Source organism: Roseateles sp. GW821-FHT03B02 (assembly GCF_059421025.1).
Map to the genome: position 1 here is coordinate 30,678 of NZ_JBWKUV010000004.1, position 23,750 is coordinate 54,427.

Here is a 23,750-nt window from a genome sequence, read left to right on the forward strand (position 1 = left end):
GTGCGGCGACGCACACCTTGGTGACGATCAAGAAGGACCCGAACGATGCCTCAAGTCAACCTGCCCATGACGCTCAGCGTCGCGTACTGGGACAAGCAGAAATCCGCGCTCGCGAAGGCCGCCAAGGCGCCGGCGACCAAGCTGCCCGACGAGCTCAAGCAGCTCGGCAAGCTGCACCTGGCCATCGACTGGGATGCCTTCGGCGTCGACAAGGCGGCGGATGCCGATGACGTGAAGGACAGCACCGGCGCGCTTGACAGTGCCGCCAAGGGCAGCATCAAGACGCTGCTGGCCCAGGCCCAGACCATCGAGACCTCGGCCACCAAGTTCGAGGCCGAGGCCAAGAAGGACAAGGCATTCCCTAAGGACGTGCTGACGGCCGTGGCGGCCGTCATCAAGGCTGCCAAGGAGTACCGGGCCGAGGTGGACGGGGCCGTGGAAGGCGCGCGCAAGGCACTGGCGGCCAAGGCCCAGGAGCTGGCGGCCGCGCAGAAGAAGGCGGGCGGTGCACCTGATCCCAAGCTCGTCAAGCTGGCCAGGGGCCGGCTGCTGTCGGCGGTGGCGCTGCTCGTCAAGCCCGGCGGCGCGCCCAAGCCCATGCGCTTCATGATCGTGCAGGGCAAGAAGGGCACCGGCCTGGCGCTGAGCTATGCCGTCGGCCCGGCGCAGGAGAAGCTGCTGAAGAGCCTCATGCCCGGTGAGGCGCCGTTCAAGGTGCTGAAGGACATCAAGACCCAGGTGGTCTGGGAGAACAAGGCGCTCACCTTCGTCAGCGACAAGCTCTCGGGCACCGTGCTGAAGAAGATCCAGGCCTGGCTGAAGAAGCAGTTCAAGCTCAGCCTGAAGATGCGGGTGCGCAAGTCCGACGGCAAGGTCGAGGAGACCGACGACGGCGACGACATCCCCGCGGACCTGCTGAAGCAGGCCACGGCGGAGGCCGGCGTCACGACCCAGGAGGTCACCGCGCGCCTGGCCGACCTGCAGGGCGACATCAGGAAAGGGCTGGCAGGCCCGGCGCAGGCCCAGGTCAAGTCCTTGCTGGCCAGCATCATGCAGCTCATCAAGGCAGGCAAGGCCGACGACGCGGATGCCGAGCTCGACGAGATGGAAGCCCTGCTCCAGGGCGATGACGGTGGCGGCAACGACGTGCTCGACGAGGAAGTCGACGAGGAGGAAGCCGAGGAGGATGCCCAGCAGGTGCCCGCGCCGAAGCCGGTGCCGGAAGGTGGCGGCCGCGAGGCCTTCGCCAAGCGGGTCGCGGCGCTGCAGCCGCAGATCAGGCAGGGCCTGGGTGGCGACGCAGCGGATCGCGTCAAGCAGCTCGTCGACGGCGTCATGAAGCTGGCCAAGGCCGAGCGCTTCGGCGACGCCGACACCATGCTCGACGGGCTGGAGAAGCTGCTCAAGGGCGGCGGCGGCAAGCCCCAGGCGCCGGCGCCGGAGCAGCCGCCCAAGCAGGCGGCGGACCCGGCGGTCGCGTTCAACACCCGCCTGGCCGCGGTCGTGCCCAAGGTCAATGCGCTCAAGGCCGGGGGCCATGCGGCGCTGAAGGACATCACGCTCAAGCTCAGCGAGGCCGGCGCGCTGGCGCGCAAGAAGGACTTCGCGGCAGCGGCCAAGCTGCTGGACGAGGCCGAGCGCCTGCTGGCGTCGGCCGGCCCCGAGTCGGAGCAGGAAGAGGCCGAGGACGAGGAGGGCGGCGGCGCGCGGCTGGGCGAGCAGGACTTCAAGAAGCAGTGGCCGGCCGTGAAGGCGTCCTGGCTGGATGCCGTCGACACCGTCAACGGCCAGATCGCCAAGCTGCAGGCCGCGCTGAAGAAAACGGGCGATGTCGAGCTGATCGAGATCGCCGAGTTCGGCCTGAACGGCGTGACCGGCAACTTCAAGACGCCGCTGATGGCCGCCATCACGGACCTGGAAGCCGCCAGCGGGCCGGCGCTGAAGACGGCCGCCGGCAAGGCCGCCAAGATCGCCCGCGCCTTCAACGCCTACCTTGCCTCCGAGGAGACGGTCGAGGTCACCGACGACAACGAGTTCGGTGTCCAGGTCACCATCCGCGCCAGCCTCGGCGGCGCCCTGCGTCAGATCGAAAAGCTCACCGCCCAGTTGCGCTGAGTCCTGCCAACTTCTACTGAGCCCACATCATGTTCGAGAAATTCAAGGCAGCCTGGAAGGTCAAGCGCGGCACCGACTACGAGCGCCGCAAGGGCAAGGTCGAGGCCGCGCTGCACGACGTCATGAAGGCCGCCGCGTCGCTGGAAGTCCTGGGCAAGAACGGCAACGAGGGCGCGCAGCTCGCGTTCAACGCAGCCGTGTCCAGCCATAAGGCCCTGCAGGACCGCATGGCGCAGGCAGACAAGCTCGTGGCCACCAAGCCCGGCGACGCCTACGCGCTGCTGGAGGACGTCAAGAAGCAGGCCAAGCTGGCCGCCCAGGCTGCGAAGACGGCGCGCGAGGAAAAGGTCTTCCAGGACCCGACCTCCCGCATCCAGCTCGACATGGGCGAGGACTGGGACGGTGAGCCGCCCCGCGTCCACCCGGCCAGCATCAAGGGCTTCGAGAAGCTCGGCAAGGAAGAGATCGAGGAGGCCACCAAGGAGATCGGCAACAAGATCAAGAACGGCAAGCGCCTGCTCGACGATCTGCTGCTGCACCCCGAGGAGTACCTCGACAAGGAGCCCGAGCTGAAGGAGATCACGGACCTGATGTGGTATCTGCGGAACAAGGCCGAGGAACTGGTGGGCCAGCCTTTCGAGAAAGGCGCGTTGAGCCTGCCGGACAACGGCAAGCTGCTGCGTGGCTATCTGGACCGCTGCCAGGAGGTCTACAACCGCTTCTCCAGCCACATGAAGGACCAGCAGAAGAAGGTTGGCGGCTCGGCCCGCGCGGTCGACTTCTACGAAGGCGACATCAAGACCAATCCGGACGGCCTGCTGCCCTACGGCATGAACACGATGCTGGTGCAGTCCATGACGATGGACGACACCGGCGAGGAACGGCTGTACGTCAAGCTGGAGACCGAGAGCGCACGGCTCGGCGCGCCGAGCATGGGCAAGATGCTGGGGGCCTACCGGCAGCACGGCCTGGACGTGGACCCGCAGCTGGCGCAGAGCCGCGGCGATGTCGATTTCGCCACGCTGCCCAAGAGCCGGGAGCGCACGCCGGAGGACATGCACCGCACCATCGAGCACGGCAAGAACCTGGTGCGCAAGCAGAAGTCGCGCATCAAGGGGCTCAAGCGCTTCACCGAGAACGAGATCGACGGCAACAAAAAGGCCGTCACCAAGGAACTGCTGCCCAGGTACGAGGCGATCGCCAAGGCCGCCAAGAAGATCAAGATCCCCTTTGACGCGCTGGAGCAGGGCGCCTACAAGAAGGAATTCAATGTGATGGTCTCGAACATCGAGGCCTTCACGGCGGTGGTCGCGGAACAGGCCATCGACGGCGAGGAGGAAGACCTGCTCAACGCCGCGCTGGACGCCTTCACCGATTACTGTTTCTCCAAGGGGCTGCACCAGAACGCGGAGAGCCGCGTAATGACCGAGGCGGTGCTGACGACCGACTTCCTCAAGCCCAAGGGCCTGACGGCGGAGAAGGTGGCGTCCGAGCTGCGTGACCAGCTGGCGCAGCTCAGGCGCCGCGTCGACGACGAACTGGGCGCCGCCAAGCTGCAGGCCCTGGCCAACGGCGCGCGCCGCAGCATGCAGAAGGCCGGCAACTTCATCAACGTGAAGGCCGTCAAGGATGCTGCTGACGCCCTGCAGGCCGAGACCGACAAGATCATGCGGCAGATCAAGGACCTCAAGGCCTTGTCGCCGCTGACGGCCCTTGACAGGCTGGGTGACCACGTCACCAAGCTGGAAGACATCAGCGAGCGCGCCATGTATGTCGACGCCAGGAACTTCCCCAAGTCGAGCGAGGCCCAGGCCGCCTTCGACGCGGCCAGCCACACGGCCTTCAACATCGGCGAGATGCCGCATTTGAGCGACAACGTGCCCGTGCAGAAGGCGCTGAAGGAGTTGACCGACGCCCTCGAAGAGTTCGGTGACGTGATCGAGGTCATCGAAGCGCAGGAGGAGGACCTGGGCGCAAGCAGCCAGACGACGCCCTCGACGACCACGCCGCCGGGCAAGACGTCCGGCGGTGGCAAGCAGGCCCCGGTCAAGCCGCGCCAGGAGCTGCCCGTAGCAGCCCCCATCGCCTATGGCGGCCTGGGCAGCGCGAACCCCACCCTGTATTTCCAGGACAACCGCGACGGCGATGTGAACTTCCGGGTCGACTCGGCGGTGCCGGTTGGAGACTGGGTCAGGGTGGAGCAGTTCTGCGCCTACCTCGCCACCCAGTGGCTGCTGGGCGGTGCGGCCTCGGGCGGGCTTCGCTTCGACGGCCTGGGCAACAAGGATGCCGCCGTCAACGTGGTGAAGGACTGGGCAGGCAACGGCGGCGCCGCTGGCCAGGTGGGCTATGCGGCGGGCAAGATCGGCGGCACGTCGGTGCCCCAGGGCACGGTGCTGGCCAAGGTGGGCGACAAGAAGAAGCCCTATCCGCCCGGCACCCGCATCTGGTTTGGCACCAACGCACACGCCATGGCGGCACTCGTGCTGCCCAACGGCCGCTATCGCGTCTATGACCCGAACACCGGCGCGACCACCGAGGTCGACGCCGCCACGTTCGCGGGGAACCCCCACGGCGCCAACGTCTTCGTCGTCGCCTGAGGGCGTGCGCCGGCCGGCCGGGCAGGCCGGCCGCCAACGCGGCGAAGGTCGCCCCGGGCCGTCAGCCCAGCGACTTGAGCAGCGCGTCGAGTTCCGCGTCGATGTCGCTGTCGCTGCCCGGCTCGCTGGGCGCTGCTGCGGCGGCGCTGTCGTCGCCGAGGCTGGCGAGCAGGGCGTCCAGATCGTCGGCATCCGGGCTTGCCGGCGCGCTGGCGGCGGGCTTGTCGTTGGCCGGGCTGTTCAGGCCGGCCAGCAGGGCATCGAGGTCGTCGGTGCCGTCGCCGGCGACCGGGGCCCCGTCCTCACCAGCTGGCGGGGCCTTGGCCGCCTTGGGCGGCGTCTTGGGCGCCGCAGGCTTGCGCGCCTCGCGCTCGTCCGGATCGGCCAGCTGGCTGCGCACGGCCATCTCCACGCCCATGCGCGCGGCGGGCCTGGCAGCGCCGGCGGCGGGCGGCGTGAAGACGCCGGCCACGGTGTCAGGCCCTGTCAGCTGCACCAGCGGCTCGCCCTTGTGGGCCATCAGCGCCTTGACGCCATAACGTGCCAGCTCGGTGGCGATGGCGGTCGAGATGAAGCGCTCGGTGCAGGGCAGGGCCGTGCTGTCGCCGTCGGCGTCGACGAAGTGGTGGAAGGGCAGGTCGCCGACATTGGGTGCGCCGTTCTGGCCGGCCAGAACGGTCAGGGCCAGCAGCGCGGGGTGGCCCCACAGCAGGGCGCCCAGGCCGTCGGCCATCGTGAACTCCTCGAAGGCGAAGGACGAGATCGGGTCGCTGCGCTTGCCGTAGGGGTGGCGCAGCAGGAAGCGCGGGCCCAGCAAGGCCAGGCGCCTGGACTCGGGCAGGCCACGCAGCGCTGCGAAGGCGTCCACGACGAGCTGGTGGGGCGGGTTGCGCGGGTTGCCGAGATCGTCCACCGCCATGGCGGTGAAGAAGGTCGCGCCCGCTGCGTCGGCCACCTTGGCCATGCGGCCCAGCAACTCGGTGTGGGGCGGTGTGGCCTCGAACTGGTAGAGGCCGGCGATGTAGGTGTAGCCGCCGTCCTTGGCCTCGGCGGGTTTGCCGACGAGCAATTGGTAGAGGCCGCTGTCGGTCAGGTCGTCGCCGGCACTGAGGTCGGCGGCGAATTCCTCGGCGCTGATGTCGATGAGGTGGACCTGCAGCATCGGCCCGGTCTCCAGCCGGCGCAGCAGAAAGTCCACGCCTCGCCACAGCGACTCGGTGGTCTGGAAGTCGGCCTGGTGCAGCACTGCGCGCATGCCGTCGGCGATCGCATCGTCCAGCACCTTCAGCAGCCCCGCCTTCTCGGGCTTGGCCGCCGGCACGACGAAGGGACCGAGGACGTTGCGCAGCAGGGCGTCGATGTTGGCCCCGCTGTCGGGCGCGCTGGTGCGCCCGGTCAGGCGGGCGAAGTCGCTCAGCCGGGCGCCGGCTGACGGCGCCGCGCCGCGGGCGCGTACGCCATGGGCCGTGCGTGAGGCCTTGCGGGCGGCGCCGCCGCCCATCCTGGTGACCTCGGCCGCAGCCTTGTCGAAGGTCGCCGTGTTGTTGAGGCGCTTGCGCAGGTCATGGAGCTTCCTGAACAGCTCCAGCTCACGGAACAGGGTGTCGGGGTGGAAGGACTCCAGATCGGCCAGCGCGATTTCGACGGGCGCGCCGTCGGCACCGACCGGCAGGTTCAGCGTGATGTTCTGCTGGCCCAGCCAGTCTTCGAGCGAGTCGAACTCGACGCTGCGCGGCTTGCGGCGTGCGAGCGCATCGCCTGTGTCCAGGCGGCCGGCGGCGGCGCCCGCGCCGAAGTCGCCGAGCAGCGCGATGCGCATGGGGCGCTTGGCGGCCCACACGGGCGGCTTGGCGGCGAGTTGGCCGTAGTCGGGGGTCCAGTCACTCATGGTTTCAGCTCGGTTTGAAGAGGGCGGCGAAAGCCGGGCCCGTGGGCAGGGCCGCCTGCACGCTGGGGACAGCGCCGTCGTTGAGCCACAGGCTGCAGCCCTGCAGGCCGTCCCAGGCGGCCTGGCTCAGCAGGGCGGCCAGCGGCGCGGGAACGGCGGGGCCGGCGGCAAGGAAGGTGGGCAGTGGCGTGCTGGCCAGCGCAGCATCCAGCGCCTCGGCACTCCAGTCGTCCTGCAGGGCCTGGACGGCGATGTCTTCCAGCTGGCCGGCCCAATGCCACAGCGCGGCGACCTGGGCGCCGTCGACAGGACGCGGCAGCGGTGCGCTGACGACGACGAGCGGAAAGTAGCGGCCGACGCGGTCCACCGAAGGCACCAGCACGCCCACGCGCAGCCCCTGGCCCGACCCATCGGGCAGCGACCCCGGCAGCAGCGCGAAGCGCCAGGCGGGGCTGGCAAGGTAGTTCTCCAGCCAGGTGTCGGGCGCCGTCTCGCGCAGCTGGTGCAGGCCGGTGGCGAGCCAGGCATCCCATTGAGAGATCCATTCGGGGGCCAGGCGGCGCGAGGCGAAGTCGCCCAGCGCCGGAAGCTTGCCGTACCAGCCAGGGACTTCGCTCACAGCGCCCCCGGGCAGCGGAACTGCTGCAGCTCGCGCAGCCGGAAGGGGTTGAAGACGCTGCTGGCCGTCACTTCCAGGCGGGCGCGGTGGCCGTCCAGGTTCATGACGACGATGAAGCGCTCGGGCTGCTGCGGCGAGCCCTGCACCTCGAAGCGGTCGAAGAGCCGGAACAGCGCCCAGGGTCCGTCGAAGGTGATGGGCGTGCCGCCTGGCTGGCCGGTCAACTTGATCTGCGAGGACAGGCGCGCGCCGGGCCACTGCAGGCTGACGGCCTGGTTGCTGCCGGCGGTGAACTTGCTCACTTGGCCGTCGATGTCCAGCGTCAGCTCCTTCAGGCCGTCGCCCAGCTCCAGGGCGCGCACATCCACACGGAAGGCCGGTGCCTTGCCGCCGCCGCGGAAGAAGACCTCGCGCACGCGGGTGGCGCGCTGGAAGTCGGCGAGTGCCGCCGGCGAGACCGGCTTGCTGCCGTCGCCCGTGGGCCGGAAGCTCCAGGGGTTGGTGCCCACGTCCACGAGGGGGCTGAGCTTGCGGGTGAAGAAGTCGTCCATCATGCCGCCGGGGGCGAAGAACTGGCCGAAGTCCTCGGGCAGCACGTCGACCTTGGAGCCTTGTGCCACGGGGTAGCGGCCGGCGATGGCGCGCGAGCAGAACTCGCTGACGGGCTGCAGCTCGCCGGTCAGGCTCTGGCGCTCCACCAGCCGGCTCTGGTTGTCGGCGGCCTCGGCCAGCGTCTCCAGCGCGCCGCGCAGCGGCTCGGGCTGCTGGCCGGCGGCGGCCTTGAGCTTGCCGCCGCCGCCGCCGGCGGGCGGCGGCGACTTGCTCTTCAGGGCCTCCTGCACGGCGCTGAGCTGCACATAGACCTCGTTGAACATCTTCATCACGTCATCCAGCGGCGGCGGCGTGCCGGTGACGAGGCGGCGCAGCGCGGCGAAGTGATCGTCGACGATCTTCTCCAGAGGGCCATCGCGCGAGATGGACGTGGGCGCCTTGGCCTGGTTGCCGGCCAGGCGGGCCAGCTCGCCGCCCTTGGCAAAGACGGCGTCGTCGGCGCGCTTGTTCAGCTCCTTGCCGATGCTGTTGTCGTTGCTGACCGGGTCGATCAGCGTGGTCTCCCGGGAGGCCGCACGCAGGAAGGCGGCGAGCGGCGAGTCCACGGCCGACACCAGGCGCGACACGGCAATGCCGCGGTCCAGCCCGTTGAGCTTCACGAGGCGCACGTCGGCGAGGTAGTTGTCCCAGACCTTGACGTATTCCTCCAGGTACAGGCGGCGCACGCGGTCGACCAGGGTCTTGTCCTCGGCCTGGCGCTTGGCCGTCGCGGCGTTGGTGCCCAGCACCCAGGCCTCCTCCTCCGCCAACTGCCTGGCGGTGCGGTCCACGGAGGTCTGGAAGGCCTTCTTGTAGCCGTCCCTGGTGAACATGCCCGGGATGCCTTGCGTGAGCGGCGCACCGCTGGCGCGCACGAAGACGTTGGGGCTCTGAGGGCCGGCCGCGGCGGCCACGGTGAAGGGCGGCAGGTCGCCGTCGATCTGGGCGCGGCGCAGGCGGCTGAAGATGCGGTATTCGAGCGGGTAGGCGCCCAGCATCTCGCGCACGCTGGACACGAGCGTCTTGTCCATCGGCTGGGCCACCTCGAATGCACCGCGCGACAGCAGCGCGTCGAGGTGGTTCTTCAGCAGGGCCACCTTCTCCGCACCGAGGCTGCCTTCGAGGTTGGCGTCCCAGTCCAGGCCGACCCAGGCCTGCAGGCCGGGCTTGTCCAGATGCTCGGGCGTGTAGAGCATCAGGTAGGCCTTCAGTGATTCGTAGGCGAACTCCAGGTTATCGCGGTTGGCGGTGCGCAGGCGTTCCTCCAGGCGCGCCGCGACGCGTGGCGCCAGGGCGCGCTGCAGCAGGCGGTGGTAGGAGACCTGGGCGCCGGCATCGAGCTTGTCGCCCTGGAAGAGGCCGAAGCCCAGCCGCAGCGGCGGGTCGTTCAGCGCGAAGCCGGGGGGCTGGGCTGCGTCGCGGATGGCGGCCAGCGCCTCGGGCAGGGCCGAGGGGTCGCTGCCGCTGGTGGGCGGCAGGGCCGTGACGGTGTCCTTCAGCGCCGGCAGCTTGGCCTCGATGTCGGCGATGTAGCGCTGGTTGCCGAAGTAGCTGAAGCCCCAGCCGACGAGCAGCGTCAACGTGACGACGCCCAGCGCCGCGAGGCCGGCCAGGCGCAGCCGCGCGCTGCGCCGCTCCACTTGGGCGTTCTGCCCCACCAGGCCTTGTTCGACGAAGACGACCTTGCGCAGCAGGTGGTTCAGGAAATAGCTGCGGCCCTTGGCCGCGGCCGGCGGGGTGAGCCGCCGCTCGACGCCGAAGGTGCGTGCCAGGGCGCCGAGCACGCGGTCGATGGGCGTGCCTTCCTGCGTGCCGCTCGTGAAATAGACGCCGCGCAGGCGCGGGGCTTCGTCCAGCGCACCGCCGCCGCCGAAGACGGTTTCCAGGTAGCCGCCCAGCAGACCCTTGAGGCCGCCGAACTGCTGAGGGAAGGCGAAGAGGGTGGCGCGCTTGAGCGTGTCGCTCTCGGCTTCCATGCGCTCGATGAGGCGCTCGCGCAGGCGCTTCTCCAGCGAGGCGAATTCGCCGCCAAAGTTGGCCAGCGTCTCCTCGCCCGGCTGGGTCGCCAGCGGAAAGGTGAAACCGAAGACCTGGTCGCGCTCCTCCTTGCCCATGGGGCCGAAGGTCTCGTTGAAGCCGGCCAGCAGGTCGCACTTGGTGACCATCACATAGACCGGCACCTTGACGCCCAGGCGCTGTTGCAGCTCCTGCATGCGGCCGCGCATGCGCGAGGCCTGCTCCTTACGCTGGTCGGGCGGCAGGGCCAGCAGGTCCTGCACGCTGATGGTCAGCAGCACGCCGTTGATCGGGCGGCGCGGGCGCGCACGGCGCAAGAGCCCGAGGAAGGTGTCCCAGGCCGCGGCGTCGGTGTCCTTGTCGGAGTCCTGCGTCGCGTAGCGGCCGGCCGTGTCGATGAGGACGGCCTCGTCGCTGAACCACCATTCGCAGTTGCGCGTGCCGCCCACGCCGCGCACGCTGGCCTGGCCCAGCTTCTCGGTCAGCGGGAAGTTCAACCCGGCGTTCAAGAGTGCCGTCGTCTTGCCCGAGCCCGGCGCGCCGATGAAGACATACCAGGGCAGCTCATACAGCGAGGTGCCGGTGCTGAACAGGCCCTTCTTCGCGCCCGGGGCCTTCTTCAGCAGCGCGATGGCCTGGCCGAAGCGTTCCTGAAGCACCGCCTCTTCCTTGGCGGCGGCAGACGGGCCGGCGTTCATGCCCTTGACCAGGGCGGCGTTGATGCGGCGCCGGCGCAGCTGCGACCACACCAGGCGCAGCACACCCAGGAGCCAGACGATGGCCAGTGCGATGCCGCGCGCCAGCACGGTGTCCAGCGGCCGGTGCTCGCCGAAGGCGATCAGCGGGCCGACCCACCAGACCAGGGCCGAGACGACGAGCAGGAAGAACACGCCCAGCGTGATCGGGTGGAAGAGGATGGACAGGAATTTCTTCATGATCAGCGGTCCTGCACCATCAACGTCACCTCGACGCGGCGGTTCTTCGCGCGGCCGGCGGGGGTGGCGTTGTCGGCCACGGCTTCGGCGTCCGCGCGCCCCTCGGCGCGCAGGCGGCCGATCTCGACGCGCTCGGCCAGCAGGTTGCGGAAGGCCTCGGCGCGCGCCTGCGACAGATGCCAGTTGGATGGGAAGCGCAGCGAGCGGATGGGCTGGTTGTCGGTGTGGCCGGTGACGAGTACCGAGCCCTTCATGCGCTGCAGGGCCTCGCCGATGCGCAGCACCAGCGGCCGCAGCTCGCTCGACACCTCGGCGCTGCCGGGGCCGAACAGGCCGTCGCCCTTGATGATGACGATGGAGCGGTCTGCCAGGTCGTTGACCTGCACCAGGCCGGCCTTGATGTCGGCGTCCAGCAGCCCGGCCAGGCGCGGCGCCGCGGGCGGGGGCGTCGGTGCGGCGACCGCGGCGGTCTTCACATCGAAGCCCCGCAGCGCGGTGAACACCTCGTCGGAAGCGCCGTTGATGCCGAACCGCAGCACCACGTAGGCGACGAGCAGCGCCAGCGCCGTGGCGGCCGTGATGGCCCACAGCGGCAGCTGGTGGCGCAGGCCACGCTCGGCGGGCTCGGCGCCCTGCCAGCGCGGCGACAGCGCCGGGTCGGGGGTCTGTCCCTGGCGCAGCATCTGTGCGAGGCGGGCTCGCACGCCGTCGAGCTGGGCGCGGCCGTTGTCGATGACGCGGTAGCGGCCCTCGAAGCCGAAGGCCAGGCAGACGTAGAGCAGTTCCAGCAGGTGGCGGTTGGCCGGCACGTTCTCGGCCAGCTTGGCCATCAGCGCGAAGACCTTCTCGCCGCCCCAGGACTCGTTGTGGAACTGCACCAGCAGGCTTTGCGCAGCCCAGGCGCCCGAGCCGCCCCAGGGCGTGCTGGCGGCGGACTCGTCGAGCAGCGTGCACAGGATGTAGCGGCCGGCGATGACCTGTTCGTTGGGCAGGCCCTCGGCCCGCGCCTTGGCCTCGAAGGCGCGCACGCCTTCGGCCAGGGCTTCCTTCAGCCCCGCCGGGTTGGGATGCTGGGCGCTGTGCCGGATGCGCGGCGCCGCCGACAGCAGCGGCATGGCGGCGGCAACGAGCGGGTTGAGGCTGGCGGTGGTCAATGCCTCCAGCGCCATCGGGGCCTCGCGCCCGGCCGGGCCAGCGGGCATGCCGGCCGGTGGGTTGCCCATGGGGGCCGCCGGCGCGGCCGGCTTGGCCGGCTGGTGGATGCCCGTCGTCGGCCGGCCCGCGCTGGGCTTGATGACGGTGCGGTCCTGCCCGAAGGCGGCAAAGGGATCGTCGTTGTTGGGATCGCTCATGGGGAGGACCGATCAGGATGGGTCAGGCACGGATGGCCCAGAACTCCAGCTCAAGGCCGGGGAACTCGCCGGCGATGTGCATGGCCAGGCCACCCGAGGTTTCGAGCTGCTTCCACAACTCGTTGCCACGGGTCTCCAACTCGAAGTAGTTGTGCCCTGCGTGGTAGGGGATTTGGCGCGGCGCCACCGGCAGCGGCCGCAGCGTGACACCGGGCAGCTGCAGGTTGACGAGGTCGCGGATGCGCTCGACCGGGCCGATCTTGACCTGGGTGGGGAAGCGGGCGCGCAGGGCGTCGCCTGGCAGCTGGGCCGACACCGCCAGCACGAAGGTGGCCGTGCGCTGCAGGCCGACGTCGGGGATGAGTGCCACGCGCACGCCGTAGGCCCGGTCCTGCAGCTCGATCGGGATGGCGGTCTGCTCCATCACCATGGACAGCGACTGGCGCAGGTCGTCGATGACCGGCTTGAACGTGGCCGCCAGGTCGTCGTGCACATAGGTGGCGTAGGCCGTGGGGCGGCGGCTGTCGCGGAAGGTAGCGAGGTCGCCGGCCAGCGCCAGGCAGTCGCTGTACAGCCGCTCGGGGTGCAGCAGCGACACCGTGCGCAGGTGCTGGAAGGTGGCCTGGTTGCGGTTGACCGCTTCCAGCAGCAGGAAGTCGGCGATCTCGCCCACGCCGCCGCGGCCCGGCGCGGCCAGTCGTGCGGCCAGGGCCTCGCCGCGCTGGTTGAGCAGGCCGCAGAGCTCCCGCACATAGCCGTCCAGCACCGGGTGGGCGGGGGCGTGCAGCAGCGGCGGCACGTAGGCCGGGTCCAGCACGACGCGGTTGTCGGCGCGGCGCTCGACGACCCGGGCCACGCCCAGCGTCGCATAGCCTTCGCCGGCGTCGCGCTGCAGCATCAGGCGCAGGTTCAGCCGGCCGATCTGCAGCGGCGCGTCGCGGTCGATCTGGGCGTTGCTGTCGGCCACGCTGACCTCGGTGGCCGTGAAACGCGGGCCCATGGCGCCGGCGGCGGCCTCGGCATCGGTCTCGACGACGCCAGGGCGCTGCAGCGTGACGGCCAGCACGACGATCTCGTTGCGGGCGTCAGCCGGGATGTCCAGGGCTGCCGGCGTCGCGTCGCCGCCGGGCGCCGAGAAGGCGGTGCCGTCGGGCAACAGGCCCTGGGCGGCGGCCAGTCCGACCTTGCCCAGGGTCAGCGAGGCCTCGTCCAGGCTCAGGGCCGTGAAGCCCCAGGCATAGGCCACGGCCTGCTGCAGGCGTTGGCGCCACTGGTGCTCCCAGTGGCGGTCGTGCTGCTGGAAGTGCTGCGGCTGGAGGAACATGCCCTCCGTCCAGATCACTCGGTCACGCCAGGTCATGTGTGGAATTGCCTCAAGAGGAGCATGGAAAACGGACAGGGGCAGCCGAGGCAGCCTGCGATCAGGCAGTGAGTGACTGCTGCGCCGGCTTGGTTCCCCGCTCCGTCGGGAACCATTCGACGCCGACGGTCACTCAGATGGCGGTTCTTTCCCGCCGACCAACGAATGCCCGTCATGAAGCAGTTTCGCCCCCTCCTGGTTCATTCCTTGTGCGGTCTCACCCTGAGTGCGGCCGCCCAGACGCCCGAGATCCCGCCGCCGGCGGCCTCTGCGGCCGAGGCCGTCGACCTGGGCAAGACCGTGCCCACGGCGGAGTCCATCGCCGAGGGCCTGTTCCCCGACGACAAGTGCAAGGAGCTGGAGGCCTCGGGCTTCAAGTGCATGGGCTTCAAGCCGGCCATCAAGTATTCGCTGCCGGCCACCTCCTTCAAGGTGGGTTCGGCGGAGCTGCCGGCCCTGCTGAAGAAGCAGCTGGACGTCTTCGCCGACGTGCTCAGGACCAAGAAGAATGCCGACCGCAAGGTGCGCATCATCGGCCACGCGGACGCCTCGGGCACGCCCGCGGCCAACCAGGCCCTGTCCATCAAGCGCGCCGAGTCGGTGCGCAACTACCTCGTCGGCAAGGGGACCGACCCGGCCCTGCTGGTGACCGAGGGGGTCGGCTCCAAGGACCTGAAGAACCCCGCCCGGCCCAACGCCGACGAGAACCGCCGCGTGGAAATCGGCCGCAAGTGAGCGGCAGCACGTCCCATCACCCTCCCGTGAGGTAAGCCATGCCCACCAGCAAGGACATCCTGAACGACGCGAAGAAGGACCTGGACAAGAACTCCACGGCCGAGATGGCGCTCAAGGACATCATGGAGGCCGGCCAGAAGGACCTGGCGACCTATGCCAAGGCCAAGGCCGAGTTGCGCACGTCCATCAACTCGATGAACGACATGACCGAGCTGCTGGAGAAACGGCTCAGGCAGCTGATCAGGGATCTGGCCGACTTCGAGAAGACGGAGCCCGTCATGAAGGCGCCGGCGGATGCCAAGATCTACACGGCCCTGGTGGCCGCCTTCAAGGCCGAGATGAAGCAGTCCCGCGACTACCAGCTCAAGATCGACGCGCTGGTGAAGAAGGCCGAGACCCACATCTGAGCCGGCTGCGCCGCCTCAGGGCGTCATCTCGGTCGCCTGCCCGGGGTTGGTGATGGAGACGACGCCCGCATAGGCGCAGGTCAGCTTGGAGGTGTTGTTCAGCACTGGCAGGTTGGCCAGCATGAAGGTCGGCGTGCCCGGCGCCCAGGGCGCGGGGAAGACCGGCACGCAGGGCATGGGCGTCAGCGTGAACACCCCCTGCGCGGCGGCCGTCGCAGCGGCCGTGGCCGAGGCCACCGTCGGGTTGGCCATGCTCTTGCATGCGCCGAAAGACGGGATATTCACCATGGGCACGTTGTCCATGATGTTGGCCGCTGCCATGTTGCTGGTCATCATCTTGTTCTTGGGCAGCACGTTCAGCGTGCTCGGCGCGGCGCCCATGGTGCAGGTCATCATCGCGCCGGTGCAGACATGTTGAGGCATGGCTCGCTCCTCAGTCGACGCCCAGCCACAAGGCCAGGGCGGTGAAGTTGTCGTGGCTGGGCTTGTCGGCGGCGGCCAGGCGCACGCGCTGGCCGAGGTCGTTCAGCCAGGCCTGGGGATCCGCCGCGAAGGACAGGGCGGCCGCGATCTCCTCGTCGCTCACCCATTCCCACAGGCCGTCGGTGCACAGCATCAGCGCCTCGCGGCCGAGCAGCGGCCAGGGCTGCTGCTGCACGCTGATGTGCAGGTCTTCGCCCTGGGTGCCGAGAGCCGAGTAGAGCTCGCTGCGCTTGGGGTGCACGCGCGCGCCGGCCTCGTCGAGCAGGCCGCCGTCGATGAGGGACTGCACCAGGCTGTGGTCGCGCGTGCGCTGGGCGAGCACGCCGTCACGGAAGGCGTAGAAGCGCGAGTCCCCGCAGTGGCCCCACAGCGCATGGCGCTCCTGCAGGTCGATGGACAGCACGACCACCGTGGAATGCATGTTGCGCAGCTGCGGGTTGGCGGCGCGCTGGGCCAGCAGCTCGCGGTTGGTGTCGGCCAGCAGCGCTTCCAGGGCTTGCGGGTGGTGGGCGGGCAGGCTGGCATAGCCCTGCAGCACATGGCTCACGGCGAGCTTGGACGCGATGTCGCCGCCGCCGTGGCCGCCGGCGCCGTCGGCCAGCACGCAGCACAGGTAGCGCTCGGAATGCCAGTGGCCGCAGGCATCCTCGTTGTAGTCGCGGCCGCCTTGTTCCGACATCAATGCGAGCTCGATTTGCACAAGGCTCCTTCTAGCGTTGTTCCGACTGCAGAGCGTCGAGCTGGGCCTCGTAGGCGCGCAGGAACTCGCGCCCGAAGACCTGATGGAAGTCGTCCGACAGCTCGCCCGCGATCTGCTGGTATTCCTGCTGGAAGACCGACCAGAGCTGGGCCTTGCGCGCCGCCGGCAGCAGGCTGGAGAGCACCGATTTCTGCGTCAGCCGCGACTCCAGCTGGGCGGGGTCGAAGCGCTGAAGCAGGCCCTCCAGCGCCGCGCGCATGCCGGCCAGGAAGGCGAGCTGGTGGGCGCGCAGGTCGTCGAAGGCGTCGCGCATGGCGCGCTGTGGTTCGATGAAGCCGCGCACCGCGGGCCCGAGCAAATGGCCCAGCGCCACCTCGGCCGTCGGCGAGAACTTCAGCGGGTTGTTCTCCTTGGCGACGATCATGGTCGCCTCGGCACGCACCTCGCGCTTGAGCGCGGCGCGGGCGACTAGCAGGTCCACGGTGCCGCGGGCCGACTCGTGCACGATCTGGCCCAGCAGGCGCATGAACTCGGGCGTCAGGCCGCCGGCCGGCAGATGGGGCATGCCCAGCCCTTCGCGGAAGGCCGCCAGCAGCGCGGCCTGGTCGGCGGGCACGGCCGGTGCCGGGCTGGCGAGCGGGGCCGTCGGCGGCGGCACCGAGGGGGCGGGCACCGCGGCCATCGGGGCCACAGGCGCTGTGATCGGCGCAGCGATCGGCGGCGCAACGGTGACCGGCGCAGCAGCCTCGGGCTTCTTGCCGGCGCGGATGATGGTGCGGCCCTCACCGGCACTGTCGTTCCAGGACACGACGGCGCCCGACAGCGTGCCGGACGGATCGAGGGCATTCAGCGCGGCCATGGAAGCGGCGGGTGGCCGCGGGCGCTGGCCGGTCGTCGCCGAGGACGCAGGCGCGTTCGGCGGGATGAAGGGCCGGTTCAGCTCCGAGGTCGTGTCCGGCAGGGCCTGGCCCGCTGCGGCCGGCAGCATGCCCAGGGCCTGCATGGGGTCGGCGTGGCCGGCCATGTTCGGTTGCGCGACGGCCTCGCCCAGAAGGGATTGGGCCAGCGGGTTGCCGGCCGGCGCGGGGCCGCCCAGGCCGAAAAGCACGTCCAGCGAATCGCCGCCGGCACCGCGGCCACCGCCGCCACCGGGCAGGTCGGGGATCAGCGGCGCTGGGGCGCCGGCCCCCAGGTCCAGGCCGAGTGCGCGTGCGCCGGCGGAAGGGGCAGGAGTCGCTGCCTGCCTGGGCGGGGCCACGGGGGCGAAGGGGTCCCAGTCGGCCGGAATGCCGCCCATGGCCGCGGGTGGCGGCGGCGCGTAGGCGGGCGCGGCGGGGGCGCCGCCGCCCGTACCTCCCTGGAGGCCGAGCGGGTCGGCCGCGATGGCATCGCGGCGGATGGCGGGCTGGGTGGCCGAGGCCGGTGCGAGGCCGAAGAAGTCGGCGAAGGGGTCTCCCGCGCCTGTGGTGGCGGTGGCCGCCTCGACGACCAGCAGGTAGCCGCCGATCTGGATGCGGTCGCCCGGCTTGATGGCCGCCTCGCGGCCCTTGCCGAGCTGGATGCCGTTGACGCTGATGGCGTTGCTGCCCTGGTCGACGATGCCAAAGCCGCCGTTGGCGCGGAACAGCACGCGGGCATGCACGCGCGAGATGGTGCGTTCGGGGTCGGGCAGCACCAGCTGGTTGGTGTCCGCGCGGCCGATGTCGCCGCCGAGTTCGTCGAACTGGGCAAAAAGAGGCTGGTTCAGCGGCAGGCCGTTGAAGGTGGAGACGGTGAGGCGGATCATGACGTCGATTCTCTGCGCGAGTTCGAGATGATTGGACCAAGCGGCCGCCGTGGAGCCGGCTTTGCCGGGCCACCAGGGGCGCCCCCTTGCGGAGGAGCGCCGAAGGCGCTTCGGGGGTGGGTCATCTCAACACGTAGACCTTGCCTTCGATCAGGGTCAGCCGCAAGGGCCAGGCGATGTTGCCAAGCTTCGCATCATCGTTCTGGCTGCCGAGTACCGGCATGCCCGTTGGATGGAGGCATTCCAGCAGCCGGTTGCCGGCCACGCCGCGCAGCAGCAGGGTCTCGGCCGTGGGCGGCTGCAGCGTCGCCAGCGCGCCGGCCTGCCAGAGCTGCTGCACCTGCTCGCGCAGGGCCGCGGCACCATGGCCGGCGGGGCGCTGGTAGGCCTGGTCGACCTCCTCCAGCCGAAGGCGGCAGGCGGCGAGCAGGCTGTCGGGGTTGCCGCGCGACAGGTCGAAGGCGATGCGCTGCAGCGCAGCCAGCACGGTCTGGCGGTCCAGCGGGCCGGGGGTGAGCACGGGCGCATCCAGCCAGCGCCAGCGCGGGAACCCGACTGGCAGCTCCAGGTCCTGGTGCACGGCGGTGGGGGCGTCGAAGCTCGTGCCCTCCTCGACGGCCCAGACCACCTCGGCCAGCACGCGCACGGCTTCGTCCGCCAGGCTCTTGCCCTGGCGCAGCAGCACCAGGCGGGCGCGCGCCTGGGCCGAGCGGGCGGCCATGCGCGGCTGGGCCGGCGCGTCGGGCGCGGCCACGGCCTGGGCGACGGGGGGCGGCGCCACCACCAGCGTGATGCGGTTGCTGCCGTTCTGAAGGTACTCGTGCACCGTCACCGACTGGCTGCCAGCCCCGGCGCGCAGGGCCAGCACGGGGACGCCGTTGACCCAGACCTCGACGGGTTCGCCGCTGGTCTGGACGTGCAGGCACATGAGGCGGTCCATCAGCGCCGCCCGGCCGCCCGCAGGCGCTGATGGACCCCGCCGAGGGGCCGCGAATGAAGCGAGCGTGGGGGCCGCATGTTCAGCCTGCACTCCAGTCGATGATGGTGATGGCGGGCAGCAGCTCGCGCAGCTGGCGCTGCGTGCCGCCGACCGGGTCATGCCTGAGCAGGCAGACATGTACGGGCTCCACGGCCAGGCGGTAGAACCACTGGTGGCCGCGACCGTCGGGCCTCGGCCTCAGGCCGCATTCGCCGACGACGGCGCCGCGCAGGTCCTCCGCCAGCGGGCCGGCCGACAGCAGGGCCGGCTGGCCGGTGGCGATGGCTTCGACACTCAGCGCGAAGGGGTGGCGCCAGGCGACCTTGGCCGGGTCCAGCCCGTCGCTGCCGCGCAGGTCGAGGTGGCTGCGCCACTCGCTGCGGCCCTGCGCGCGCAGGCCGACGCGGGCGCGGGCGCCGGCCCAGTCCAGCTCGCCGCTGAACTTCAGGTCCAGCACCAGGGCGGCAAAGTCGATGGCGGCCTGCACCCGCAGCGTGACGGCGCCGTCGGGCTCGTGCTGCCAGCCCCAGGCGCAGCCGGCCTGACCGACCAGCGGCGACAGCTCGGCCTCCAGGCGCCCGCTGGTGCCGTCCATCGGGCGTGACCAGGCGTTGAAGAGTTCTTCGAGGCCGGCGCGCGTCAGCGGCTGCAATCCCTGCCAGGCCTTCAGCCAGGCCGGGGCCGGCTCGGCGTGGCCGTCGGCTTCCAGGTGGCAGGCGGTGCCGGCCGTCGGCAGGGCCGCCGCCTGGCCTTCCACGGGCCAGGCCTGGGCGGGCAGGGCGCCATGGCGGATCTCGACGAGGCGCTGCGTGGCGGCGTGCACCTGCAGGCCGAGTTCGAGGCTGCCCAGCGGCGCACCGGCGTCCCGGATGCCGCAGCTCGTGATGCACACGGTCTGCAGGTCCGGCGGCTCGCCATGGCCGATGCCGGCCGGGCCGAGCCTGGGGTCGGGCGGCAGCGCCGGCGGCGCGTGCAGCGTGAGGCTGAGGCGGGCGGTGTCGGCGCCGCGCCAGGCCAGGCGGCCGGCGCCGCTGGTGTGCAGCACCTCGGGGTGGTGGGGGCCGCAGCTGGCCTGGACGCTGACGGCGAGCTGCAGCCGCGCGCTGGCGCCGGCACCGGCGGCGCGGCTGAGCGCGGGCAGCAGGCGCGGTTCGTCGAGCGGCGCGGCGAGGGTCTCGGGCTGCGGCGTCCAGGGCGCCAGGTCGATGCGGCGCCAGGTGCCGTCCTGGCCCTGGTAAGCCTGCAGCGGCTTGGGCTCGGCGACGGCGAAGCTGATGCTGGCGAGGTCGCAGGCCTCGGGCCGCGGCGCTGGCGGCCGGTCGAGGAAGATGGCGCGGCCGCGCGCGGCGTGGGCCAGCCCGGCCTCGACGGCGGCCAGCGCCTTGTCGAAGCCGGCAGGTGTCAGTGCTTCGCCGGTAGGTGCAGCCTTGGCGGCACGGCGTACCAGCTCTGCGCGCGAGCGGTGGGTGAGCTGGTGCAGGCGCAGCGTGGGGCTCAGGGCCGGATCGGCCGCGATGGCTGCGGCCCATTCGAAGCGCTGCTTGGCCTCGAAGCTCGCGCCCCACAGGCAGCACAGCGAGGCATACCGGGCCAGCTCGGCCACGCTGCGCAGGCCGAGCTGGCCCGCGCGTTCCAGGGCCGCGTCGACGAAGGCCGGCCAGCGGGCCTGGAGCTGCTGGGCCACCTCGGGCCAGGCCTTGCCCAGCAGCTGCAGCAGTTCGGCCGCGTCGCGCCGCAGCTGCAGGGCTTCGACCTGGTCGAGTTGTTCGGGGCTGAGCTGCAGCATCAGTTCACCCGTTCGCGGAGCTGCTGCACCAGCACGCCGTCACGCCGGCGCCACCAGGTCCAGCTCGGGGAGCCGGGGCAGACCAGCTGCTGGCCGGCGGCAAAGAAGGCATCGAGCTGCGACGGTGCGAGGCCGGGCAGCAGCAGGGCGAGGAGCTCGGGGTCCCACCAGCGCCAGGGGCGGCGGCGGCCGTCGGGGCAGCGCACCTCGGCGAGGTCGCGGCTGTGCTCGCGCATGGCCAGCAGGGGGCGGGTGGAGCTCATCAGCACCCCCCAGCCCGCGAAGGCGGTGCAGGCCTCGCCGAGCAGCCAGCCGGTGAACTCGGCCTCGGGCTGGAGCTCGACGATGTAGGCGGCCTGCGCGGCAGCCTCGGGCCGGAGGGCGCCGCGCTGCAGGCAGTCCCAGCCGGCGGTGCGGGCCGCCTGCAGCCGCTGCGGCAGGCCGGGGACGACGCTGCCGTCGACGACGGCGTGCACGCGCGCGTCAGTCCGGTCCCACAGTGCCGATCGGATCTGGGCCGAGGCCAGGGGCGGAGGGCTCAAGCCGCCCCTCCACTGCCCTCGGGACTTGCGGCACCCGGCTCGGGTGCATCCGCGGCGGCAGCGGCCTCGGCGGCCGCCCGGGCTTGCGCCTGCATGGCTGCCGCATAGGCCGCCTCGGCCTCGGCGAGCACCTGCGCTGCCGTCTGGCGCGGGCCTTCGCCTTCGGCCGCAGCTTCGGCCTGCTTGGCGGCCTGATAGGCCGCCTCGGCAGCGGCCAGGGTGGCGCCGATCTCGCGCGCCGCGGCCGCGGCCGCGTCACGCTCGGCCTGCTGTTCCTCGGGCGTCTTCTCCACCGGCAGGCGGGCCCGGGCCTCGGCTTCGCGGGCTGCCCGCTCGTTGGCCTCGGAATCGGCGATGACCTGGTCCCGCGCGGCATTGCTGTCGTCCGCTTCTTCCTCGGGCTCGTCGCCACCCGGCAGGCCGAGCGCGGCGCCGCCGGCCACGGCCATGGCTGCCGCACCCGCTGCGGCCAGCAGTCCCGCGCCGGCAGCGAGGGAGCCGGCGCGCAGTGCCGACGGGCGTGCCGCAGCCCCCGCCCCACCGGCCGCAGCGCCAGCGCCGCCGGCCCCGGCGGTGCCGGCGTTGTCGGCCAGCGGGTCGGCGAAGAGCTTGTCGTAGTCCTCGGCCTTCGCCGGGGTCAGCAGCTCCTCGTTCTTGGCGTCTTCCGGGGCCTTGGGCTCGGCTGCGGCGGCGCTCTCGGCGGCGCCGGCCGAGCCGCCGCCACCACCGCAGTTGACCTTGACCATCGGTCCGTCGATGGTGACGCCCGCCGGCCCCAGCGTGATGACGGAGCCGCCGCAGACGATCTTGATGCCGGCCGAGGCCTCCAGCACGATCTCGGCGCTGCCCTTGGCCTTGATGTTGGTGGCCTGCATCAGCAGGTCGGCCGCGGCCTTGAGCGAGACCTTGGCGCCGGCCTCGCCGACGAGGTTGCCGGTGGTCTTGAAGTTGCCCGCGCCGCCGCTCTGCAGGTTGATGTCACCGCCGGCCTTGACGGCCGTCTTGCCGGTGATGTCCAGCCCGTAGTCGGCGCCGACCTTGGCGCTGTAGTCCTTCTCCAGCTTGAGCTGCCAGGTGGCCGCACCGGTCGTGAAGATGTCGCCGGCGACCTTGGTGTGCAGGTCTTTGCCGAGGTCGTGCATGACGTCCTTGCCGACGTTGACCAGCCAGTTCTCGCCGACGACCTCCTGGCGCGTGAGCTTGACCTTCCTGTTCTCGTTCTTCTCGATCCAGTCGAAGGCGTCTTCCTTGACGTGGCGGTGGAAGTTCTTCTGCGACTGCAGCCAGATGTACTCGCTGTCCTTCTTGTCGTCGAAACGCAGTTCGTGGCGGGCGTCGGCCGCGCCCTCCTTGGTGGAGTGGGTGCGCCAGCCGCTGATGCCGGAGTTGGCCGGCAGTGGGTAGGCGGGGATGTTGACGTCGTTGTGGACCGAGCCGGTGATGAGGGGGCGGTCGGGGTCGCCACCGATGAAGCTGACGACGACCTCGTGGCCGACGCGCGGGATCATCCACAGGCCCATGCCCTTGCCCGCCCAGGGCTGGGACAGTCGCACGAAGCAGGAGCTGTTCTCGTTCCTGGTGCCGACGCGGTCCCAGTGGAACTGCACCTTGATGCGGCCGTGCTTGTCGGTCTCGACCTCGTTGCCCGAGGCGCCGACGACGATGGCCGTCTGCGGGCCGTACATGACGGGCCGTGCCGTGCGGCGCTGTGGCCGGAATGGGTTGCCGCCGGTGGGAATGCACATCACGCTGGCCAGCAGGCCGTCGCGGCGGCCCTGCGAGGCCGCGATCTCCTCGATCGCCTCGTGGTCGGCGAACTCGGCGCTGAAGCTCATGCTGACGACGAGATAGCTGTCCTCGTCGTCGCTGTGCAGGGCGTCTTCGAGGTCGAAGGTGGCACCCACGGTCAGGTCGTTGCAGTTGGTGGTGCCGGTGTAGACCTTCTGCAGCGACTGCAGTTCCTCCAGGCGCATCTTGGCGATGCGCGTGGCGGCGGCCGTGGCGGACTGGGCGTCGGGCTTGACCTGGTTCTGCACCGCTCGGGCGGGGAACTCGTAGACCTCGGCCGTGCCCAGCTTGGTGGTCTCGCCCGTCGACGTCGCGCTGTGCGTCTGCTCGATGGAGGTTGCGGTGGCGAGGTAGTCGAAGTCGCGCACGACGGCCTTGACCGAGTGCACCTCCTCGGCCATGTGCCACTCGACCATGCTGGCCTTGCCGGCATCGAGCTTGTGGGACCACTGGATGGCCGCCTCGCCGCTCTTGGCCTCGTGCTTGCCCATCGAGTCGATCAGCACCAGGGTGTGGGTGCTGTCGTCGTGCTCGAAGAAGTAGTAGATGCCTGCCTCCTCCAGCAGGCGGCTGACGAAGTCGAAGTCCGACTCCTCGTACTGCACGCAGTACTCCAGCGGCTTGTAGACGGAGGCGTCCTGCAGCCGCCAGGCGAAGTCGGCACTGTAGGGCGTGAGGACGGCGGTGACGATGTCCTTGACGCTCTTGTTCTGGAAGACCTTGGAGTTGCGCGTGCGCGTGGCGAACCACAGCCAGGGCCGCATCGTGATGCGGTAGCCGTCGAAGCGGCCGCGGCGCTCGCCGCGCTGGGCCTCGGTGATGTAGGCGTTGATGTGGCGCTCGGCGCCATGCGCGATGGTGACGGTGGCGCTCTGGCCGAGCAGTGCATGCAGATCGATGGATTCACGCACACCCAGCAGGCTGACGTTGCCCACCAGGTCGACATGCCATTCCGGCAGGGCGCCGAGCTGCTCCTTGCCCTCCATGCGCAGCACCAGCAGCTTGTCGGCGTCGGAGCCGACCTTGATGGACATCGCTTGCGTCATGTGACCGTCTCCGCGCCGCGCC

At 70.8% G+C, this 23,750-nt stretch carries 16 protein-coding genes; 4 read left to right on the plus strand and 12 right to left on the minus strand.

From position 1 onward, the window contains the following. Positions 1-45: 45 nt before the first annotated feature. Entirely contained in the window at positions 46-2,115 is a 2,070-nt protein-coding gene (locus AC07VX_RS12505) for a hypothetical protein (RefSeq protein ID WP_493165042.1), read from the plus strand. Between the two features lie 29 nt (positions 2,116-2,144). Further along, positions 2,145-4,715, plus strand: coding sequence for a hypothetical protein (locus tag AC07VX_RS12510; RefSeq protein WP_493165043.1), 2,571 nt, complete (start codon positions 2,145-2,147; stop codon positions 4,713-4,715). Between the two features lie 61 nt (positions 4,716-4,776). Here the strand turns inward: AC07VX_RS12510 and AC07VX_RS12515 are convergent, their stop codons facing one another. The 5 genes from AC07VX_RS12515 to tssK are packed head-to-tail and all read right to left on the minus strand — an operon-like array spanning position 4,777 to position 13,476. After that, positions 4,777-6,603 carry a type VI secretion system contractile sheath domain-containing protein gene (locus AC07VX_RS12515; RefSeq protein WP_493165044.1) on the minus strand — a complete coding sequence of 609 codons (1,827 nt, stop codon included), beginning with the start codon at positions 6,601-6,603 and terminating at the stop codon, positions 4,777-4,779. 4 nt (positions 6,604-6,607) lie between these two features. Beyond that, positions 6,608-7,222: a type VI secretion system-associated protein TagF gene (gene tagF / locus AC07VX_RS12520; RefSeq protein WP_493165045.1), complete on the minus strand. Its 615-nt coding sequence runs from the start codon at positions 7,220-7,222 to the stop codon at positions 6,608-6,610. Then, complete coding sequence (gene tssM, locus AC07VX_RS12525) at positions 7,219-10,764, minus strand: type VI secretion system membrane subunit TssM (protein WP_493165046.1); 3,546 nt, start codon at positions 10,762-10,764, stop codon at positions 7,219-7,221. Before tssM ends, tagF begins: the two co-directional genes overlap by 4 nt. 2 nt (positions 10,765-10,766) lie before the next feature. Continuing rightward, on the minus strand, positions 10,767-12,116 hold the full coding sequence (locus AC07VX_RS12530; protein WP_493165047.1) for a DotU family type VI secretion system protein: 1,350 nt from the start codon (positions 12,114-12,116) through the stop codon (positions 10,767-10,769). A gap of 22 nt (positions 12,117-12,138) precedes the next feature. Further along, on the minus strand, positions 12,139-13,476 hold the full coding sequence (gene tssK / locus AC07VX_RS12535) for a type VI secretion system baseplate subunit TssK (RefSeq protein WP_493165048.1): 1,338 nt from the start codon (positions 13,474-13,476) through the stop codon (positions 12,139-12,141). 174 nt (positions 13,477-13,650) lie between these two features. On the opposite strand from tssK, the gene AC07VX_RS12540 reads away from it, so the two are divergent. Both AC07VX_RS12540 and AC07VX_RS12545 read left to right on the plus strand, forming a co-directional pair. After that, positions 13,651-14,211, plus strand: coding sequence for an OmpA family protein (locus tag AC07VX_RS12540; protein WP_493183907.1), 561 nt, complete (start codon positions 13,651-13,653; stop codon positions 14,209-14,211). Positions 14,212-14,249: 38 nt separating this feature from the next. Next, positions 14,250-14,618, plus strand: a complete 369-nt coding sequence (locus AC07VX_RS12545; protein WP_493165050.1) for a hypothetical protein — start codon at positions 14,250-14,252, stop codon at positions 14,616-14,618. A gap of 15 nt (positions 14,619-14,633) precedes the next feature. Here the strand turns inward: AC07VX_RS12545 and AC07VX_RS12550 are convergent, their stop codons facing one another. From AC07VX_RS12550 to AC07VX_RS12580, 7 genes are all read right to left on the minus strand, one after another. Beyond that, complete coding sequence (locus tag AC07VX_RS12550) at positions 14,634-15,041, minus strand: DUF4280 domain-containing protein (protein WP_493165051.1); 408 nt, start codon at positions 15,039-15,041, stop codon at positions 14,634-14,636. Positions 15,042-15,051: 10 nt separating this feature from the next. Continuing rightward, positions 15,052-15,801 carry a PP2C family protein-serine/threonine phosphatase gene (locus AC07VX_RS12555; protein WP_493165052.1) on the minus strand — a complete coding sequence of 250 codons (750 nt, stop codon included), beginning with the start codon at positions 15,799-15,801 and terminating at the stop codon, positions 15,052-15,054. 10 nt (positions 15,802-15,811) lie between these two features. Beyond that, positions 15,812-17,587 carry a type VI secretion system-associated FHA domain protein TagH gene (tagH, locus tag AC07VX_RS12560; RefSeq protein WP_493165053.1) on the minus strand — a complete coding sequence of 592 codons (1,776 nt, stop codon included), beginning with the start codon at positions 17,585-17,587 and terminating at the stop codon, positions 15,812-15,814. A 121-nt stretch (positions 17,588-17,708) separates the two neighbouring features. Then, on the minus strand, positions 17,709-18,515 hold the full coding sequence (locus AC07VX_RS12565; RefSeq protein WP_493183906.1) for a hypothetical protein: 807 nt from the start codon (positions 18,513-18,515) through the stop codon (positions 17,709-17,711). A 91-nt stretch (positions 18,516-18,606) separates the two neighbouring features. Continuing rightward, positions 18,607-20,352, minus strand: coding sequence for a hypothetical protein (locus AC07VX_RS12570; protein WP_493165056.1), 1,746 nt, complete (start codon positions 20,350-20,352; stop codon positions 18,607-18,609). Next, on the minus strand, positions 20,352-20,894 hold the full coding sequence (locus AC07VX_RS12575) for a DUF4123 domain-containing protein (protein ID WP_493165057.1): 543 nt from the start codon (positions 20,892-20,894) through the stop codon (positions 20,352-20,354). Before AC07VX_RS12575 ends, AC07VX_RS12570 begins: the two co-directional genes overlap by 1 nt. Then, complete coding sequence (locus AC07VX_RS12580; protein WP_493165058.1) at positions 20,891-23,728, minus strand: type VI secretion system Vgr family protein; 2,838 nt, start codon at positions 23,726-23,728, stop codon at positions 20,891-20,893. Before AC07VX_RS12580 ends, AC07VX_RS12575 begins: the two co-directional genes overlap by 4 nt. Positions 23,729-23,750: the final 22 nt, after the last annotated feature.